13 protein-coding genes are annotated in these 18,989 nt (G+C 39.3%); 7 read left to right on the top strand and 6 right to left on the bottom strand.

What is annotated here, in order from left to right; genetic code table 11:
- Positions 1-9: 9 nt before the first annotated feature.
- The gene (locus tag CKW03_RS06855; RefSeq protein ID WP_093095266.1) at positions 10-909 is read right to left on the bottom strand and encodes a helix-turn-helix domain-containing protein; all 900 of its coding nucleotides are present in this window, start codon (positions 907-909) and stop codon (positions 10-12) included.
- A gap of 136 nt (positions 910-1,045) precedes the next feature.
- Between CKW03_RS06855 and CKW03_RS06850 the strand changes: the two genes are divergently transcribed.
- The 5 genes from CKW03_RS06850 to CKW03_RS20320 all read left to right on the top strand — a co-directional run bounded on the left by CKW03_RS06850 (position 1,046) and on the right by CKW03_RS20320 (position 8,302).
- Positions 1,046-1,447, top strand: coding sequence for a GlcG/HbpS family heme-binding protein (locus CKW03_RS06850; RefSeq protein ID WP_093095265.1), 402 nt, complete (start codon positions 1,046-1,048; stop codon positions 1,445-1,447).
- A gap of 43 nt (positions 1,448-1,490) precedes the next feature.
- Positions 1,491-2,684, top strand: a complete 1,194-nt coding sequence (gene fdhA, locus CKW03_RS06845; RefSeq protein ID WP_093095263.1) for a formaldehyde dehydrogenase, glutathione-independent — start codon at positions 1,491-1,493, stop codon at positions 2,682-2,684.
- A gap of 222 nt (positions 2,685-2,906) precedes the next feature.
- Complete coding sequence (locus CKW03_RS06840) at positions 2,907-5,594, top strand: outer membrane beta-barrel protein (RefSeq protein WP_093095261.1); 2,688 nt, start codon at positions 2,907-2,909, stop codon at positions 5,592-5,594.
- 144 nt (positions 5,595-5,738) lie between these two features.
- Positions 5,739-7,766 carry an FUSC family protein gene (locus tag CKW03_RS06835; RefSeq protein WP_093095260.1) on the top strand — a complete coding sequence of 676 codons (2,028 nt, stop codon included), beginning with the start codon at positions 5,739-5,741 and terminating at the stop codon, positions 7,764-7,766.
- 374 nt (positions 7,767-8,140) lie between these two features.
- Positions 8,141-8,302, top strand: a complete 162-nt coding sequence (locus tag CKW03_RS20320) for a hypothetical protein (protein WP_157739415.1) — start codon at positions 8,141-8,143, stop codon at positions 8,300-8,302.
- A gap of 105 nt (positions 8,303-8,407) precedes the next feature.
- Here CKW03_RS20320 and CKW03_RS06830 read toward each other — a convergent pair whose 3' ends face one another.
- Positions 8,408-9,898, bottom strand: a complete 1,491-nt coding sequence (locus tag CKW03_RS06830; protein WP_093095258.1) for a sulfatase — start codon at positions 9,896-9,898, stop codon at positions 8,408-8,410.
- Positions 9,899-10,107: 209 nt separating this feature from the next.
- Between CKW03_RS06830 and CKW03_RS06825 the strand changes: the two genes are divergently transcribed.
- Together CKW03_RS06825 and CKW03_RS06820 are read left to right on the top strand one after the other, a co-directional pair.
- Positions 10,108-10,932: a hypothetical protein gene (locus CKW03_RS06825; protein ID WP_139185404.1), complete on the top strand. Its 825-nt coding sequence runs from the start codon at positions 10,108-10,110 to the stop codon at positions 10,930-10,932.
- A gap of 9 nt (positions 10,933-10,941) precedes the next feature.
- Positions 10,942-11,859, top strand: coding sequence for a hypothetical protein (locus CKW03_RS06820; protein ID WP_139185403.1), 918 nt, complete (start codon positions 10,942-10,944; stop codon positions 11,857-11,859).
- Positions 11,860-11,931: 72 nt separating this feature from the next.
- Here CKW03_RS06820 and CKW03_RS06815 read toward each other — a convergent pair whose 3' ends face one another.
- The 4 genes from CKW03_RS06815 to CKW03_RS06795 form a co-directional block, all read right to left on the bottom strand.
- Positions 11,932-12,852, bottom strand: a complete 921-nt coding sequence (locus tag CKW03_RS06815) for a glycoside hydrolase family 43 protein (protein WP_093095253.1) — start codon at positions 12,850-12,852, stop codon at positions 11,932-11,934.
- A gap of 597 nt (positions 12,853-13,449) precedes the next feature.
- A complete protein-coding gene (locus tag CKW03_RS06805; protein ID WP_093095250.1) occupies positions 13,450-13,770 on the bottom strand; it encodes a TFIIB-type zinc ribbon-containing protein in 321 nt (106 codons plus the stop codon).
- Between the two features lie 187 nt (positions 13,771-13,957).
- Complete coding sequence (locus tag CKW03_RS06800; RefSeq protein WP_093095248.1) at positions 13,958-15,568, bottom strand: RagB/SusD family nutrient uptake outer membrane protein; 1,611 nt, start codon at positions 15,566-15,568, stop codon at positions 13,958-13,960.
- Positions 15,569-15,617: 49 nt separating this feature from the next.
- Complete coding sequence (locus CKW03_RS06795) at positions 15,618-18,566, bottom strand: SusC/RagA family TonB-linked outer membrane protein (protein WP_093095247.1); 2,949 nt, start codon at positions 18,564-18,566, stop codon at positions 15,618-15,620.
- Between the last annotated feature and the right edge of the window lie 423 nt (positions 18,567-18,989).

The raw sequence follows: 18,989 nt of genomic DNA, 5'->3' as shown, positions 1-18,989 counted from the left end.
AAAGAAGGATTACTTCCCAAATTTCTTGATGAAATCTCCAGGGGTACAGTTATGGAAGGCTTTAAACTGTTTTACAAAGTAACTCAATGAACTGAAGCCGGTTTTATAGGCTACTTCAGAAACATTGGAATCTGCCTGTAATAGCAGGTTCCTAGCATTGAGCATCCTTTCCTGTAAGATATAGGCACCAGGAGTCTTTCCACAGTACGCTTCAAACATACGATGCAAAGTACTCTTGCTACAGTTACCGATCTTCATCAGGAGTTCTGTATTTAGGGTTTGTCCAAGGTTTTCGCGGATATAGTTTTTGATGACGTGCAATTGGCTCTTTGCAGTCAGGCTATTTTGTTCTTTCGCATGTTCCTTTTGCGACTCTTTGATCCTGATCAACAAAGATTTCAGTAAGAGGTCGCTCAATGGAATGTTCGGATCGGTTTGCGTGGCCACCTGTAGCAGCTCATTGAATGCGCGAACCAAGCCAGGATTATTATTAAAGTGGAAATTGGAGAAATCCAGATTCCATTGCTCCTTTTCAGGGTAGTTTTGATTCAGGAACTTGAATTGATTTTCCAAGGAATCCCTAGAAATAAGAATGGTTGCGCATTGTACAGGGTTCTTCAAGTCCGCTTCGGGAAAGTCCGCATAGATGGTCTCACCTTCTGGAAGAATCAAGGAAGTTCCGGGAAGGAATTTAAAGCTCTCCCCTTTTTTAGTATAGACTGTTTTATAACCACGGATCATACTGGAAATGGAAAGCCCCTCATAGGTAATCTTCACTTTAGTGGAAGACTGAAAAGTCTCAAAAATATTGACTTCAAACTCGCCACAATCAAATCGCGTCTGATGTTCCTGTCCACTTCGCAAATGTTCAGGCGTCTGTAAAGACAATAAATCAATGGTATTGTTCATTCGGATTTGAGGTTTTTATAGCCTAAAGTTAAATTTATTTTTTGGAACTATCGTAATACTTAATGAAACTATACTTACACCAATCCAAGGCATTATGGAATAACTTTATGTTTATAAACTTAAAAAAACATAAGCTATGAGTAACATCACATTAGAACAAGCACGAAAAGTTGTAGATGCAGCCCTTAAAAAATCTGAGGAATTAGGAGTAAAAATGAATATTGCCGTTGTGGATGCAGGGACAAATCTAGTTGCTTTCAACAAGATGGACGATGCCTGGTTAGGATCTATTGATATATCACAGAAGAAAGCGAGAACTGCTCGATACTTTAATATGGACACTGGAGAAATCGGCAAGTTATCACAACCAGGAGGATCTCTTTACAACATTGAACATTCCAATAATGGCTTGATTACGTTCCCAGGTGGAGTAGTGATCAAAGACGGTAGTGGCAAGATCATCGGTGCAGTTGGCGTGAGTGGCAGTACGGTGGAAGATGACCATGCGGTTGCAGCAGCTGGAGCATCGGCAGTATAGTCCAGAATTATTAAATCTCAATGTTTAATTAAAGCTATTTATTATGTGTCAAAATCACGGTGTTGTATATATGGGCCCCGGTGAGGTTCAGGTACAAGAAATAGATTACCCAAAACTGGCTTTAGGAGATCGCAAATGTGAGCATGGGGTTATCCTAAAGATCGTTTCAACTAATATTTGTGGATCAGATCAACACATGGTTCGAGGTCGGACAACGGCTTCGGCAGGTTTGGTCTTAGGCCATGAAATCACAGGACAGGTAGTCGAAAAAGGAAGGGACGTAGAATTCATCGATGTAGGTGATATCGTATCTGTTCCATTTAACATTGCCTGTGGAAGGTGCAGAAACTGTAAAGAAGGAAAGACGGGCATCTGTCTGAATGTAAATCCGTCTCGACCCGGAGCTGCCTATGGTTATGTAGACATGGGCGGTTGGGTTGGTGGCCAAGCTGAATATGTCATGGTGCCTTATGCAGATTTCAACCTCTTGAAATTTCCAGACAATGAACAGGCCATGGAATATATCCGCGACCTGACGATGTTGTCAGACATCTTCCCTACGGGCTTTCATGGTGCTGTATCGGCGGGTGTAGGTCCGGGATCGGTAGTGTATGTAGCGGGTGCGGGTCCGGTAGGATTGGCCTGTGCAGCAAGCTGCCATCTTTTGGGCGCAGCAGTGGTAATCGTAGGTGACTTAAATGAAGAACGATTGGCCCAGGCCAAGAGTTTTGGCTGTGAAACGGTCAACTTAAATACAGGTGAGGAACTTTCCGAACAGATTGCTGCCATCGTTGGTGTTCCCGAGGTGGACTGCTTTGTGGACTGTGTAGGATTTGAAGCAAGGGCCCATTCACATGGGGGCAGTTCGGAGGAACAACCAGCGGTGGTATTAAATCAAGCGATGGAAATCACCCGTGCTGGTGGCGCAATTGGTATTCCGGGGCTATACGTTACGGAAGATCCCGGGGCGGTAGATGGAGCTGCAAAACAAGGAAACCTGAAGATCAGGTTTGGATTGGGTTGGGCAAAATCACATTGCTTCCACACCGGACAGTGTCCGGTCATGAAGTACCATCGCCAGTTGATGAACGCTATTTTGTATGATAAAATCAAAATTGCCGATGCTGTAAATGTTCAGGTTATCAGCTTGAATGAAGCACCGCAAGGCTATGCAGATTTCGACAAAGGAGCCGCCAGAAAATATGTGATCGATCCGCATGGTATGATCCCAGCTTAAATTTCACACAGTATATTAATAAAACCCATTTGATATTTATTAGAAAAAATTAAGTTCACATCTATCTATCAAATGAAAGTAGAGCCTCAACAAAAGTTGGGGCTTTCGTTTTTAAGCTAAATTATTTATTCCAAATCGCTAAATAATGTTAAATCCTAGCTATGGGAATTATTAGTCAAAAAAAATAAACTAATTTAGGACAACTAACCATTATTAACCCATATGCAGAAAATCTACCTCATCACTTTTCTTGTATTGACCTTCAGTTTTGCGCACGCTCAAAATAATGCTGGTATTAAAGGAAAAGTCTTTGATTCCGAACTTAACCCACTCGAAAAAGCAACCGTATCCCTCGTTTCCGAACAAGACTCTTTGGTTGTTACCTATGCCTTGACCAATGAAAAGGGCGAGTTTGAATTGGTCAGAATTCCAACCAATAAAGAATTGACCTTCTATATTTCCCATGTCAACAGTTCGGCTTTTCAAAAGAAAATCAACTTAAAGCCCAATGAAAAGCTAAAAATGGACAGCATAATCTTGAAAGGGAATGCCATCGAAGCGATTGAGATTACGGCTGTGCCACCGATCCGATTGAATGGAGATACCTTAGAATATAAAGCCAGCTATTTCAAGACTAGACCTAATGCTAATGTGGAGGAATTGATCAGTTTATTACCAGGCTTACAGGTTAACTCGGATGGAACAATCTACTATCAAGGTCGGCAGGTACAAAGTGTCCGGGTGAACAACAAAGATTTTTTTGCACAGGATCTGAAAATAGCAACCCGAAATTTAGATGCTTCTTTAATTGATGTGGTCCAGGTCATCAAGGACAAAGGTGAATCTAAAAGGGAGATTTTAGACGATAGCCAATTACCGATTGTCCTAAACCTAAAGATGAAGAAAGAGTTTTTAAAAGCCAATTTCGGCAAGCTTTATGGAGGGGCGGCCACGCGAGACCGATATGAAGCTGGGGCTTTGATCAATACCTTTAGGGATACCCTACAGGTCAGTTTTATTGGTTTCGCCAATAATATTAACCGACAAGGATTTGACTATTCTGAACTCAATGAACATGGAGGGATGAATAGATCGGAAAATCGAAGCTTTACCAACTATGGGACAAGTGGCTTAATGAACCAAATCTCTGCAGGTGTAAACATCAACTATGACATTGAGAAAAAACTGAAGGTCAATCTGATGTACAACTATGGCCAACACGATTTTTATTATGATTCCCGAAGCGAATCCAATTCCTTTTATAATGAGATCGCAGAACAGAACAGTAACAATAATACGTCCAATGACTCGAGGTATACGCACGAGTTAAGAGGCTTCATGAGGTATCGACTCGACACGACCTCCCAAGTGACCTTCTCCCCTTCTCTTTCAGGCAATCGAGGGAAATCAACGGCTAGCGGTTATGGTGAAAGATGGCGAGAAAATTTGCAAAAGGTTACTCAAGGCGAATTTCAGAATGATGATTCCAATAAGGGCTTAAATTATGGTCATAACCTGTATGCTGAAAAGAAATTTAAGAACAAATGGTTGCTTTCCCTAAATCAGGGGATTTCGAACCAAAATGGATCCTCTACAGATAATAATACCTCTAATACTCAATTTTTCCTATTGGATGACAGCGCTTTTCATCAGATTAACCGACAAAGAACAAATACTAGCACATTCAATCTTAGCCATCAACTCAATTTACAGATTCCATTGGGTAAGAAGGTAAATTTTGATGTTTTTGGACATCAGAACCTAAATGAGCAGACCTCCACAGAAGATATTCTAAACAGCATAAATTCCGATATCCTTCAGAACCGAAATGATGTTGCCAATGACAAGGGCTTGCTGAATAAAAATTTTATTATTGGAACGAAATGGAATGTTCAATTCATAAAAAACCTACCCATTTCCCTTGGTCTCAAATGGGGTTCATTTTCCAATCATTTTGACTATTACCAAAAATTGGAAAACAGAAAAATAGAGGAATCCCATTGGCTCCCGGACATGAACATCTCTTATAAGGGATTAAACTTCAATTATCATAAAGACCTAGAAGCTCCGGGCTATTATTCCATAGTAACGGTAAAATCAGATTTGTCACCCAATTATCTTCGAATTGCAAGTCCATTTTTCGAAAACAACCTGAAAGAAAATTATAGGATTTCTTACAATAAATTCTTTTCAAAATCTAAAATCAATCTCAATGTATCTGCTGGATGGACCAAGAACTCCAATAGCATTGCCCATTCCAGGACCTATGATGTACAGACTAGCTTTAGCACGGGGCAATATTACCAGGCCGGACCTACTGAGGTAAAAAACTACTATTTATCCTTTTCAAAAACTATAATCCAAAACAAAGTCTGGAATTTGAATTATAACGGATATGGCTACGGAGTACTTCAGGATACCTACAGTAAGGTCAATGGAGAGGAAAACATTGGATCTGTTTTTTTCAGTAATTTCAATAATACATTGACCCTGACCTATAAAAATGTGTTCACCTTTACGCCCATGTTTGAATTCAATACCAATAACACTAAGTTTAAGTTCGACTCTGAAAACTTCAGGGACATGAACAACAATACAAAGCGGTATGGCGCTACTTTATTATTGAATAATATCAAAAAATTCAGATTGGAAAGCTCTTATAACATTAAGAACCAAGTGGTCGGCATCAATAACCAACGACAAAACCTACATATCGTCAATGCATCTGTCTATTATCCCATATTGGGCAAAGGCGAGTTGAAATTGTCCGCATTCGATATTTTAAACCAAAACGTATCCAATTATTTTGGATCTTCTTCCAATAGCACCTATTTCAATTCGACTACGACCTTGAGGCAGTATTTTCTACTTGGAATGGTCTACAAATTTTTAAAAACGGGAGATAAATAAAAAAATAGAACAAAATTAAACTTAATAAAACCTCGAAATACTAAAATAATATTTTGTCAAAAAAATTTGACTCCATATCATATTTCAAAAACCGATTGGAATTATTATTTTTGCGCTGTAATAAATTAATTCAATTATAAAATATTGGTTGCAGCTTTATTTTCGAGGTTATTATCATTTTTAAAGACGGAATCAAGTCTAGATGCACTTCGAAACATCCTGGTCGTTTTAGTTCCCAGTTTTTTCATCTTTTTCTTTATTGATGGTGCCATTGCGGTCGCTTTTGCCGTCGGTGCCCTCCTAGCGGCATTGACCGATGTACCTGGAAACAAAACCGACAAATTAAGTACTGCGGCCTATTGTCTACCCATTTTCTTTATTACAGCACTTAGCATTTCCACTGCCCTTTCCCATCAGTCCTGGATTATCGTCCCGCTATTGGGACTCTTCGGCTTTATCTATACGATCATCGCCTTATTAGGTTTCAGGGTAAATGTGGTCGGAAACTTGGGGTTAATCGTTGCCAGTTTCACCATTGGATTGAGACCTGCGGACCCTATTAGTTTTAGTCTTTCCGTTACCGCAGGAGCAATGTTCTTTTTTGTGGTCTGTATCATCCAGGTCTACCTACATCCTCATCGTTCCTTGCGATATGCTGTTGATGGCGGTTTGAAGACCATGGCCCAACTGATCCGCTTAAAAATAGCTTGCTACGATGAACTGGCTTCACTTCCTAAAGCTTACAAGGAATTGAGTGCTTTGCACACAAAATTAAGTGATCAATTGGAGGCTATCCGCTCCATTCTCCTTCGCGATAAAAAACTGCATTCGGAAGCTGACCAAGAGAGCAAAATATGGCTTGCCAAGCTTTATCAATTAGTCGACCTCTATGAATTGTTGATGGCCATTGACAATGACTATGAACATATCCGAGAAACCTTAAAAGGTGGAAACACGCTGAAATTGATCCGTCAATCCTTATCCCTATTATCTAAGGAAACCAAAAGGTTGACTATTTCCAATAAAAAGATCCGGCTAAACAAATTCACCAAAAGATATAAATTGGAGGAACTTCTTTTGCAATTGGAAACTGAGGAGGCTGATGCTTCTCCAGAAAAATGGGCCTTGATTTGTTCCATTAGCACCCAGTTAAGGCATGTTGCCGATATCTTGCAAAAGATTCAAGCCAAAGAGATCTATCAAGACATTACCTTGGTGGAAAGCAAGAATTACGCTGATTTCGTGGCTCCTAAAAGCAATATCAAAACGATCTTGCAGAACTTAAGCTTTAAGTCGCCTATATTCTCTTATGCGGTTAGAATGTCGGCGCTTTTAATGGCTGGAGGACTGATAGGTAATTTCCTTCCCGAATATCGCTATGCTTCCTGGATCCTGCTAACCATTATCTTGGTTGCAAGACCTAGTTATACCAATACCCAAAAAAGAAATTACGAACGTATTGTAGGTTCGGTTATCGGCATTGCAATCAGTTTATTATTGTTGGTTTATATTAAAAATGCTTGGGTACTGATTGCCATAGCTGCGTTTTGCCTATATCTATTCCTGCTCTTCAATAAACCTAATTATTTGGTCTGTGTGATTTTTATCACCATTACCATTTTGTTAGGTCAGCATATCCATGAAGGCAATATCCAAGACCTATTAGGCAGTCGTTTTGCTTTCACCTTATTGGGATCGATTTTCGCAGTTCTAGGTTGTTTAGCAATTCCTATCAACCATTATCGCAGCGTCGAACAAAGTACCAATGCCATGCTCCAACATTTCAAATCTTATCTGCATAAAATTGAAGAGAGCTACCAAACCGGCAATTTGAATTATTATGATTTGAGGCTCCTTAGGAAGTCTACCCAGGCTTCATTAGCGCAATCCTATGATTCCCTTGATCAATTTGCAAAAGAACCCCTAAAAGGAAAATACCTTAAAGCGGATATAGCACATTTCCAGACCCTGGCTTACCGCATCAATGCCCTATTGGTTGGTTTGTCCGTAAATATGACAAAATTAGGTTTCACTTTGGAACCCGAGGTCATGGAAGAGAAAGTGCATTATATCAATAACATTATTTCAGAGGCTGAGGATCTTTCCAAGAAACTGGCAAAAGGCAAGAAGGAGAAAAACGGTAAAACAATTCAGCTGGAGGCTAGTAAGTAGGAGGTTGTTACTTTTGGAGCCCAAAAGTAAACAAAAAGCTTTTTATTCGCTGTGTCACCCTGATGGGTTTCCCGAAGGGTCTCGGAATCATCCCGCCTTTTTTTGAAAAATGGTTTTCTTTTATGATTACTTATCTCCACATATTAATAAACCCCTAGCGGGGGTGGAATCTTTATAGAAGGCTGAGTCGTCAACCGAATAACCCCTAGCGGGGGTGAAATCTTTTTCTACGAATCCCCATTACGAGTATAAAACAATAAAAAATGGTTCTCTCATCTTACGATTCGAGATGACAACGATTCCTTAAAAAAATAAAAACAATAGATTCTTCGCTGTGCTCTGAATCCCTCCCAGGAAACTTCCAATTCTGAACGATGAGTGAAGAATCTGTACGGTTTTCATTCAACAGTTCCTGTCATTCTGTACCGCAGGTACAGGACCTGTACGCCAATACAATAATGCTTTGCATAGTTCCGAGATCCTTCCTGCGTCAGGATGACCCCAACGTGGTTGAAGGCTGTACGCCAATAGAATAATAGTTTGTATAGATCCGAGATCCTTCCTGCGTCAGGATGACGATGAAAATATAGCTTTTTTATGTCCTATTGCCCTAGAAGGGCAGAATTATTATTGCACCTTTTTCATCCCTTCCTTTTCGGCATAGGAGCCTTATTTTTTTCTAGGGTAGCCTTGAGCTCAGCCTTTAATTCTTCAGCGATCTTAGTCATTCTGGTTTGCTGGATAATATTATGCTGTTCGCCTAAGTCCTGCTCAAGGTCAAACAATTCATAGGTATCATTCCTTAGAGACCAAACCAACTTATACTTCCCCTTACTGATTGCGGAGCGATAATTGAAACCATCGCCGTCTGATTTCGCCCATTTATTGGGAATATGAAAGATCAGGGCACGATCTGCTCTGCTTGTTTGTGGATTTTTAAGAAGGGCTAAATTACTGACACCATCGACTTGCTGAACGGTCTGTACTTTCTTGAGCTGAGCCATATCTAAAACGGTTGAAAAGATATCCTCTACTATTACAGGAACTCCAGAACGCTTATTTTTTACATCTTTATTTATGCCCTTTATGATTAAAGGAACTCGTATTCCGCCTTCGTAAATAGATCCCTTACCCGAGCGTAATGGCTTATTATGGGTATGTGCAATTCCATCGCGAGGAGGTACGGTACTTAATCCGCCATTGTCTGAGATAAAGATAATATAGGTATTCTCCTTGATTTTATGTTGCTCTAAGAAGTCCATGACATCGCCAAGGCTTTTGTCCATGCTCTCAATCATGGAAGCGTATTTGGCTTCGTTCTGGGATAAGCCTTGATCTAAGTATTTCTGGAAAAAACGACGGTCTTCCATTAAGGGGTCATGCAGGGCATAATGACAGAGGTTGAGAAAAAAGGGCGTTTTATGTTGGATTGGATAATCCAAACTCTTCAGGGCCTCACGGGTTAAGGCTTCAGTCAGGTTGATATCTTCACCAAAATACTCTTGCAAGTTCTCGATTCCATGGTAATCCTTGCCGGTGCGACCAAAATTTTCTTCACCCCAATAACTTGCAGGTCTACCGGTGGAAGTTCCTGCGATATTCACTGTAAAACCTAAGGAATATGGGTTAGAACCAGGCGTTCCAGCAGATCCCCAATGGGCCTTTCCCGCTTGGATAGTGAAATAACCGTTGTCTTTTAAGATCTGTGGCAATGCATCCGCATAGATCGTGTGGGCAATATTTGGAATGGGGCTCATTCCATTATGGTTCCATTCAGGCTCTTCCATTTGTTCATCTTGGTTTCCTGTAGGATTGTCCTTAAAAGGAGCCGTCCAATTGGTCACATGATGTCGACTGGCATTCATTCCGGTAATCAGGCTAACACGAGTTGGTGTGCAGACTGGTGTACTGTAAGCATCAGTGAATGACATTCCTTCTTGGGCTAGCCTTTCCATATTTGGCGTATGGTACTTCTTGTTAAAATCTGTTGCCTGATCGGCAAAGGGATATGATGTATCCTGCCAACCCATATCATCAACCATAAAGATGATAATATTAGGTTTTTTCTGTGCATGTGCTGAGCCAAAAGCAATTAATAAAAATAGAATGGTCAGTGTCTTTTTACTAAACATGTTTTCGGTAGATCGATTATTTATTTGTTATTCAAGTTAGATTATGGAGAAGATAAGGATTATTAAAAGATTTTGCCCAAAATATTATGCAATTGACCTCCGTTATGCATCATTTATATATGAAAGCAATAACCTTTATTATCTTAAATTTCCTGACCTGTGTATGCTTTTCGCAAAGCCGATCTTTTATGGAAAATCTGGAGCATGAATTGAATCCAATTGTCCATCAAGTTCTTGAAAAAGATAGGAAGCTTAAGCTGATTTTTAGGCTGGACAGTTTAAATGAAGTTCAATTCTACCAAAATAATGATAGAAATAAAGTAGACAGCCAACAGGTAAAATTGATTATGCAATCCAAAAAAGATTCATTAGCCAAAAACAAATTATATGAATTTTATTTCTTTAGGGATTCTATCAGTGATACAACATTTTCAAATTCTGAGATCAGTGCGGTAGGTACTTTTGAACTCTATGGTGTTCCAGCCAGCTATCCAAGAGGCATCAACGCCTTACTAAATGTTTTGCATACAGAAATATCGGCTAATATGGACAAGGATCGAATTGATTATTACGATTGGGGTAAAGCTATTTCTTTCATGGTTGACAAAAATGGCAAGTTGAAATTTATCAAGGACAATAATCTCATTAGCCTAGTAGATAGCACTAAAGTCAAGAAATGGCAACCTGCTATTAAATACGGGCGTCCTGTACCGCAATATTATACAACTGAGCCGATAAATAAAGAGAAGTTTCTTTTTGAGAATCAATATAGAATTGAGCTATATAGTAGTTATGATCTTTTGTCTCCTTCCTTTAAAGGTTATCCCATAATAATAAGTGATGATTTGATAGCAGAAGGAAATTTTCAAACCATTGTTTCCTTTGTAAATGCAAAGGGATTATTTGAACCTCACTTAATTAAAGGAACTACAAAAAATGCTACCGAACTAATAGATTTCATAAAATCTAATGGGATGGAACTTTCCAGTATTTTCTCCCACTTTCCTGGTCGCGTTTATGTTTATTACAAATAATATTGCTTTATGAGGATACAAATTTTAATGATTGTCTTTATGCTTGGCATGAGCCAGGTTTTTTCGCAGGATCAGCAAGCAGCTGAAAGATTACAAGCAAAGTTCGAAAAATTAATATCAAAAGGCATAAAACCTGACAGTACGGCTTCTATTGTAATTCTAACGGATTCCAATAAATCATATGAAGTCTCCGTTTCTTCAAATATTCACAGCTATCAGCTGGGGATTATTACAGGTATTGATTCTATAAAATCTGACCTTGAAAAAAACTATTTATACTCCTATCATTTACTCAAGGATTCAATAAGAAATAAGGTTTATGTCAAATATGGTACTGAACAATTATATGTGTTTGGAGAATATAACGCTCTAGCCAGTTATCCAGGTGGAATTAATGAATTTAAAAAAATAATTTTTGCTATGATGGAGGAAAACATGGATAGCAGCAAATTAGACCAGTACGACTGGGGGCAAAAAATCCAGTTCAAGATAAAATCATCGGGAGAAATGATTTTTATGAACAAGAATAATCTTGCCGATTTGATAGACCTTAAAAAATTAAGAAAATGGCATCCCTCTATAGAATTGGGTTATCTTGTAACTGAATATTTTGAAACCGATACATTATTTAAAGAAGATTTCTTAAAAACAAAAGCCTTTGATTTTGAGGTTAACAGAATCGATTATTTTTCCATTGACTCCCAAAATCAAGAGGTCAAGGCTAGCAAGGAAAAACCTGATTTGTCTGAACAGAAAATTGTTCTTTCCTACATTTTCTTATACGATGAATTTTTGGATCCCATCATACTAAAAGGAGAACCCAAGGCAAGCCAAGAATTAATAGATTTTTTGGCGCTGAAAGATTATAATTTTGATAATAAGCTTTATAGTGAATATCCGGTTACAGTTTATATTTATCAAGAATAAAGAGTTTATTGAGTCTGAGAGACTAATAGCAGCCTAGCTAAAGATTGTTATTATTCTTTTTGCTATGCCCCTTTATTTCAGCTTAGGGCGCAGGACTTTTCCTGTTATCTGCATCACCGGTAACTTATCCTTACTAAAATCAACTGTTGCGATGTACATCGCTCGTGGATGAATCTTTTCTTTGGAATGATGGGCATGGAACACAATCCGTAATTTCCCTTCTTTATCCCGAAACATCGCACTATGCCCTACCCCTACTAAGTCTTCAGGCATCTGGAAGATGGGATTTTTATCATACTTTGTCCATGGTCCTTCGACAGATTTGGAAGTTGCAAAACCGATACCGTAATGTTGACTTTCATAACTATTGGCAGAATAAGTCATGTAATAAAGTCCTTTATGTTGAATTACAAATGAGCCTTCATTTACCCTTGGCCAAACGGTCTCCCAGTCTTGGGAAACATGGATACAGGGTTTCATGCTATTGGTATCAATGGTAATCAGATCATCTTGGAGCTTGGCCACCCAAATGTTCAGGCCATCATTGAAGCGATCGAAATATAAATAGGGTTTGCCATCGGAATCGATAAAAAGGGAATTGTCAATTGCTTTTTCATTGGGCAGCATGGGAGCCTTTTTTTCTTGGACAAAGGGTCCCAAAGGGGAATCGGAACTTGCGACGCAGATATGCTCATTGGCAGAATAATACATAAAGAATTGCTTCTTTTCCTTGATGTAATATACCTCTGGTGCCCAAAACCATTTACCGCCCCAGGAATCCTCTGATTTGAGGGCGAGATTAGACTCTTGGGACCATTCCTTGAGATCATTTGAGGTATAGACTTGAATGCCATTCGCAGCATTGGTGCCGTAGGCATAATAAGTCCCTTGATAAAGCATAATGAATGGGTCTCCCAAAGGCACTAACTTTTCTTGGGCTTGGGAACCAATAGCCATAAGAAGAATAAAAACTAGGAGGTAAATTCTTTTCATATTGGTAGGTATAGGTGTTTTTGCAAGTTTAAGTTACAAAATAAAATCTAATACAATCTAACAGGCCATATAATCATAATTTAATCGAAAATCAACAATAGAAAGAAAAACCGGTATCCATAATCGGTAATAAATGTAAAATTGATATGTATTTACGGGAAACCGTAATGTAAAATTCAATTTAATATCTACATTCGCCCTATCACACTAACATCATGGAAACCACAGACTTTAACGTTTGGCTAAACCAAAATGTTAAACTATCTAACATTAACCAGGTTTGGACCTTGTATCATGCTGTAAGAACTGAAAGCAATGAGTTTTATTCCTTCTCTATAATGCGGGATGAGGAAAGATTATTAGTTAAATGCTCGAAGAGCCAAAATACGCTGATAATTGAAAATGACGAATTGAAACACAGGTTCTTGCATACGCTAGAGTATCCTTTTTTGTATCAAGGGGGAATCGATACAGCTAAGGAACTGAGCAGAGATTTAGCCTAATTATTAGGCTAACAGGGTATTATTTATATAAAAAGGCAGTCGTAATGTCTAAGCAAAACGACTGCCTTAAAGATCTTTTTTTTCCAATCAACCCTTAATCAAAGTCAAAAAAATCAGATAAGAAGGATTTCTTCTTCCGCGGATATTTCTGGTTTTGGCCACGATAATCCCGATGGTCTCGATGGTCTCTGTCATATCTATCGTCACGGTATTCTTCGCGCTGGTCCTGCTGATAGGAATTTTGACGATCATAGTCTCTCGGATCCCTTGCTTGCGTTTGGTTGGAGGCATATTCCATTAGCTTATCCAACTCGCCTTTATCCAACCACACGCCCCGACAATTAGGACAATAATCTATCTCCACTTGATGGCGTTCTGTCATCAATAATATTTCATTACAATTTGGACATTTCATAGTTTTTATTTTCGATGTTCTCATAAAATAGAAAATAATGGTGGTTTTTAAGGGCAAAGGACCGGTTTTTTGACATTTTTTAACAGGAAATGAATTCGTGCTAAGGAAATGGATAAACAGATGACCAGAATCAATAAAAAACCCATCTCAATGGAATGAGATGGGCCGAACTTATATTTAACTTTAACTAATAACCAGGATTTTGCTTAAGATTTGGGTTCTTGGTAATCTCTGCATTTGGAATTGGGAAAAGGGTTCTTGACTGTGCATTCGTATGTGGTTTATGGTTAAACCATGATTTAGACTGAAACACCCCGAAGCGGATAATATCTTGTCTCCTTCTTGCCTCAGCAGCGAATTCCCAGCCCAGCTCATCTAGAAATCTTCCATACTTTACATCTGCTCCCCCATTTGCTCCAGAAACCGTATTGTTCTTTTCTTGCCAGCCATAATTGTAATTACTGCCCAATAACAATTGGGCACCGGTAACTTGGGCTTTAGCAGGATTATCCTTAAAGGATCTGGCTCGAACTTGGCTCACTAAAACTGCGGCTTCGTTAGCTTTATTGGTCCTAAGCAAAGCTTCTGCCTTCATCATCAAGACATCGGCATAGCGAAACATCGGATAATCATTATCCAAATTATTGGTAGCACCCTGTTTAATCGCATATTTCCCGATCCTAAACCCTGCATTTGAAGCCGCCACAGTTCCATCTCCTCCAATTCCAGGTACTTGTTTCACATAGTTGATTACTTCAGCTCCGGTGCTGGCATTCAATTGAGGTCCTTGGATCCAAGTGTCATATAAACGAGTATCATCCTTGTCATAAGAATCGATAAACTGTGGCACAGCACAGTTACCGCCCCATGGCCCTGCAGCCATGCCATAAACTAGCCTGCTCAATGGATCTAAGGTTTTCATGTGGATTTGATTCCCGAATCCATAGACTTCATCATAAGGCACAGAAAAGATTATTTCAGGTGAGTTTTGGTTAGTATGGGAGAATACATTCTTGTAATCATCGTCCAGCCTATATTCATTGCTCGCGATAATATCATTGGTTTCCTTGATGACTTTATCCCATTGCGCTACACCAATGTAAACCTCTGCATTCAGATAGACTTTGGCCAACAAGGTTTTTGCAGCCCAAATATTGATCCGTCCATACATTGAGCTGACCTCTTCAGAAAGCATAGGGATGACTTCTTCCAGTTCCTTGATCACGAAATCATACAATTCCTTTCTGGTCTTTTGTTGGGGCAAGCTATCATCTCGGTAGTCGGTCACAATAGGAACATTGCCATGGTTGTCCAGCAAAAGGTAATAAGCAAGCGCACGAGTGGCTCGCAATTCTGCAATAGCATCTTTTCCGGTCTCTTCAGGCAAGGCTAATAGGCCATCTTCAATCTGCATGATTACCATATTGACCTTGGTAATGGTTGCGTAGGCTTGATTCCAAGTATTATATGGTTGCCATTGTTCGGTGGTCCACATGTGCTGGTGCATCCTTCTATAGGTCCCGCCATCATCCCAGCCGTTTGGACGGACTGGCGTGATGATATGGTCGGCACTTTCTTCTTGCAGGTCAAAATAGCCCTGCCAACCAAACATCAACGACCTGAACGAGCTATAGGTTGGAGCCACGATAAAGGGAAGATCCCTTTCTTTAGGGTCCACGGTGCTGCCTAAAACTTCTGAATATACTTCCTCATTTAAATCGGTACAAGCATTGAATGTCATGATCGAACCGAATAAACCACTGAGGAGTAATATGTTTTTTAATTTTAAATTCTTCATTTTGATTTAGTTTAATTGATACAAACTCTGAATGTGATTCATGGTAATCTTAGAATTTAACATTCAATCCGATGGTATAGGTCCGAGTAGTTGGATATCGGTCCCTGTGCTCAATTCCTGGTGCAAACTGAAATTCTCCTTCATAACTTGTTGCCTCAGGATCTAAACCCTTGTATTTAGTAAAAGTGACTAAGTTCAAGCCAGAAACATATATCCGAAGGTTACTGATTCCCTTGATCAACTGAGGGTTGAAGGTATAGCCCAAGGTTAAATTATCAAGTTTGAAATAATCTGCATCTTCGATGTAATGCGAAACATATACTAAATCATTGTTCAATAATTTGCCATCGATTGGGTCGTATGCGGTTTTCAGGACATTGTATGCTTTGTTGACAGGGTTTTCATAATACATCCTTGGCATATTAAGGATTTGGTGTCCGAAGGCGCCTCTCCAGTTGATGGTCAGATCAATATTTTTGTATTGGAAATTGTTGTTCCATCCTAAATTGAAGTCAGGTATCCCGTTGCCATAATATTGCCTATCCTCTACACTGGCATCCTGGATTGGAATAATCTCTCCATTTTGAGATTCCACCAACCATTTTCCATCTTCATCCAAACCCACAGTTTTCCATACATAGAAATCACCGATGCTGCGGCCAACCTCCACACGATGGGTAAAGGTTTGGATAGGCTCACCAGTATAACCGGCATCAAAAAACTCTTGCGTTACACCAAATCTATCGTTGGATAGGTTGATCAATTTATTTTTATTGGTAGAGAAAACAACTCCCGTTTTCCATTGCACTCCGCCTGCTTTGTTCAACACATCTGCATTAACCAAGGCTTCGAAACCGCTATTGCTCATTTCGCCGGCATTGATAAACATGGTCGAGGTCAAATACGGAGGTACAGGTACTTCGAACCAGTACAATAGGTCTTTTACCCTTCTGTTGTAATAATCCAAGGAACCGTAGATTCGGTTGTTCGCCAAACTATAATCGACTCCGACATTAAATTCATTCTTTCTTTCCCATCTTAGGTCTGGATTGAAGTTTCTGGCAGGAACGAATCCTGGCACCCATTTGCCATTGATATAAGCCCCTTGATCGAAGGTATAATTATAGCTGATTTGCGAGTTGTATGGAGAACCAGCAATGGTACCTGTTACCCCATAACCTGCTCTCAGTTTAAGTTGGTTAATAGCCGTTTGATCCATTAAGAAATCTTCTTTGGCCATATCCCAACCTACGGAAACCGCTGGGAAATTACCCCATTTGTTATTTTCTCCGAAGGTACTGGACCCTTCTCTTCTCAAGCTCAACATGGCCATGTATTTCTCTTTATAGTTATAGGTCAATCTCCCGAAAAAGCCCACTAAAGTAGATTCTTGTTTATAACTATCCATGGTTGCCAGACCTTCTTTTAATGCCATACCAGATTCCAATGAGTTATAGCTGTATTGGTCGGTGGGGAAATTGAAATTGTAGGCACTGAAGTTTTCGAAAGTATTGCGTTGCCAGCTATATCCACCTAGAACTGCGAAATTATGGTCTCCAAAAGATTTATTGAAGTTTCCAGTCAGTTCCATAAGATTTTCGACCCCCGCTTGGGTAAATCGGCTAGCTGTCCCATTTAGGTTGTTTTTGGTTGTATTGACATGATTGAAAGAGGTCGATGTACCTGTTAGGTCATTATCCTGCACCCTCGAAAACATGGCCTTGAAACTCAAGGACTCGATGGGTCTATAGTCTAAGGAACCGTTCATTCTGGTTTCTCTAAATATCCTATCATTCACAGTTTCATTGATCATCCCCAAGGGATTATCATACATATAAGCATTGTTTTCTTGCCATTTTCCTTCATCATTATAGATCCTATCCGTAGGATTTCTGATCAAGGCTTGCCTCCACATATAATTAGAGCTTCCCCCTTGCAATGCCTTGATGCTATTGCTGATAATCTGGATCCTGCTTCTCAGTTTTCCATCAAACATTTCATGGTTTAAATCGGCTCTGGCATTTAATCGCTGTTGACCACTTTTTAATAAGACTCCATTCCAATCACGGAAATTAACTGTTCCAGTGAAGTTGGTTCTGGCATTGCCACCGAACAAGGAAAGATTATGGTTATGTGAGAATGGATTTTGTGTCACTTCATCTACCCAATTGGTGCTATGGCCTAAATCGGTATAATTTTGACCTTCAGCGATCAACCTTCTATAATCCTCTGCATTCATCAATTCAGGCACCCTAAATAAGGTCTGAAGCGATGCGTAATTGTTATACTCTATCGTTGTCCTTCCATCAGTAGAACGGTTCTGTTTGGTAGTGATAAAAATAACCCCTCCCGTAGCACGCGTACCGTAAATCGCGGCTGCAGATCCATCTTTCATGACATCGACCGATTCGATATCTTCTGGAGCAACCGAATTAAAGTCACCGGGTACACCATCAATAATAACAAGTGGATTTACCGCACCTTGAATGGAGTTCAGCCCTCTTAAATTGATTTGCGTAGAACCATTTGGATCACCGCTCGGCGTCGTGATTCGCAAGCCAGCTACTTTCCCTTGGATTAATTGACCGGCATCCTTTACAGCTCCTTGGTTAAAGCTTTCGGATTTGACACTAGCCACCGATCCGGTAGTTTCGCCTTTTCTTTGCGTACCATAACCTACCACTACAATCTGTTCAAGATTTTCTTCCGATTCAATCAATACGACCTTCAAAGAAGTTTGATTCGTCAAGGTGATTTGCTGGGTTGCAAACCCTAAGGAATTAATAGTCAAATTAGTTCCTGGAACATATTCGAATGAAAATGAGCCATTTTCATCGGTCATATATTTTTGGTTAGAGTTGCTTAGAGAAATTGTCACTCCCGATAATTTCTCTCCTGTCGTATTTACTACTTCCCCGTTTAATTGGATTTTATTTTGGGCAAATAAAACCTGAATACAAGAAAATAGGATGACGAGCATAATATTTGGTTTCTTCATAATGGTTAAATGTATTTTAGACAATTAATCCGAAGATAGTAAGGAAAGGTCTTCCACATGAGGCATATTTTACCTAGTGTTTATCAATTTTTAACCGTAATACCAATAATTCTGAATATTAGAATAAGTGGAATAGATTTTTCACATTATTCTACCAATCAATTAATTAGAGAATAAGCTTATAATATAAAAATGAAAGTTTTCATTTGAAAAGAAAAAATGGAGAGATCTGGGCAATATTATTAAGTTAAGCAACTCAATTAGATTCAACGTTACTTTTGGAGCCCAAAAGTAACCAAAAACCTTCGGCCCATTTAAGGTGGCTTTTCGCACTGCTCTTCGCACATGAAAAGAATGCCTTGTTGTCGGGAATATCTTTCAAAAGATCATCCCTTTTGATGGGATGACCTTTTGAAAGCATTC

The sequence above is a fragment of the Sphingobacterium mizutaii genome (assembly GCF_900187125.1).
In the GTDB taxonomy this organism is placed as follows: domain Bacteria; phylum Bacteroidota; class Bacteroidia; order Sphingobacteriales; family Sphingobacteriaceae; genus Sphingobacterium; species Sphingobacterium mizutaii.
This window is presented reverse-complemented; position numbering and strand designations above follow the sequence as displayed.

What these genes read in the sequence shown, in the direction of transcription:
- CKW03_RS06855 (WP_093095266.1), bottom strand. Translation starts at nt 909, where the DNA reads ATGAACAATACCATTGATTTATTGTCTTTACAGACGCCTGAACATTTG.
- CKW03_RS06850 (WP_093095265.1), top strand. Translation starts at nt 1,046, where the DNA reads ATGAGTAACATCACATTAGAACAAGCACGAAAAGTTGTAGATGCAGCC.
- fdhA (WP_093095263.1), top strand. Translation starts at nt 1,491, where the DNA reads ATGTGTCAAAATCACGGTGTTGTATATATGGGCCCCGGTGAGGTTCAG.
- CKW03_RS06840 (WP_093095261.1), top strand. Translation starts at nt 2,907, where the DNA reads ATGCAGAAAATCTACCTCATCACTTTTCTTGTATTGACCTTCAGTTTT.
- CKW03_RS20320 (WP_157739415.1), top strand. Translation starts at nt 8,141, where the DNA reads ATGAGTGAAGAATCTGTACGGTTTTCATTCAACAGTTCCTGTCATTCT.
- CKW03_RS06830 (WP_093095258.1), bottom strand. Translation starts at nt 9,898, where the DNA reads ATGTTTAGTAAAAAGACACTGACCATTCTATTTTTATTAATTGCTTTT.
- CKW03_RS06820 (WP_139185403.1), top strand. Translation starts at nt 10,942, where the DNA reads ATGAGGATACAAATTTTAATGATTGTCTTTATGCTTGGCATGAGCCAG.
- CKW03_RS06815 (WP_093095253.1), bottom strand. Translation starts at nt 12,852, where the DNA reads ATGAAAAGAATTTACCTCCTAGTTTTTATTCTTCTTATGGCTATTGGT.
- CKW03_RS06805 (WP_093095250.1), bottom strand. Translation starts at nt 13,770, where the DNA reads ATGAAATGTCCAAATTGTAATGAAATATTATTGATGACAGAACGCCAT.
- CKW03_RS06800 (WP_093095248.1), bottom strand. Translation starts at nt 15,568, where the DNA reads ATGAAGAATTTAAAATTAAAAAACATATTACTCCTCAGTGGTTTATTC.
- CKW03_RS06795 (WP_093095247.1), bottom strand. Translation starts at nt 18,566, where the DNA reads ATGAAGAAACCAAATATTATGCTCGTCATCCTATTTTCTTGTATTCAG.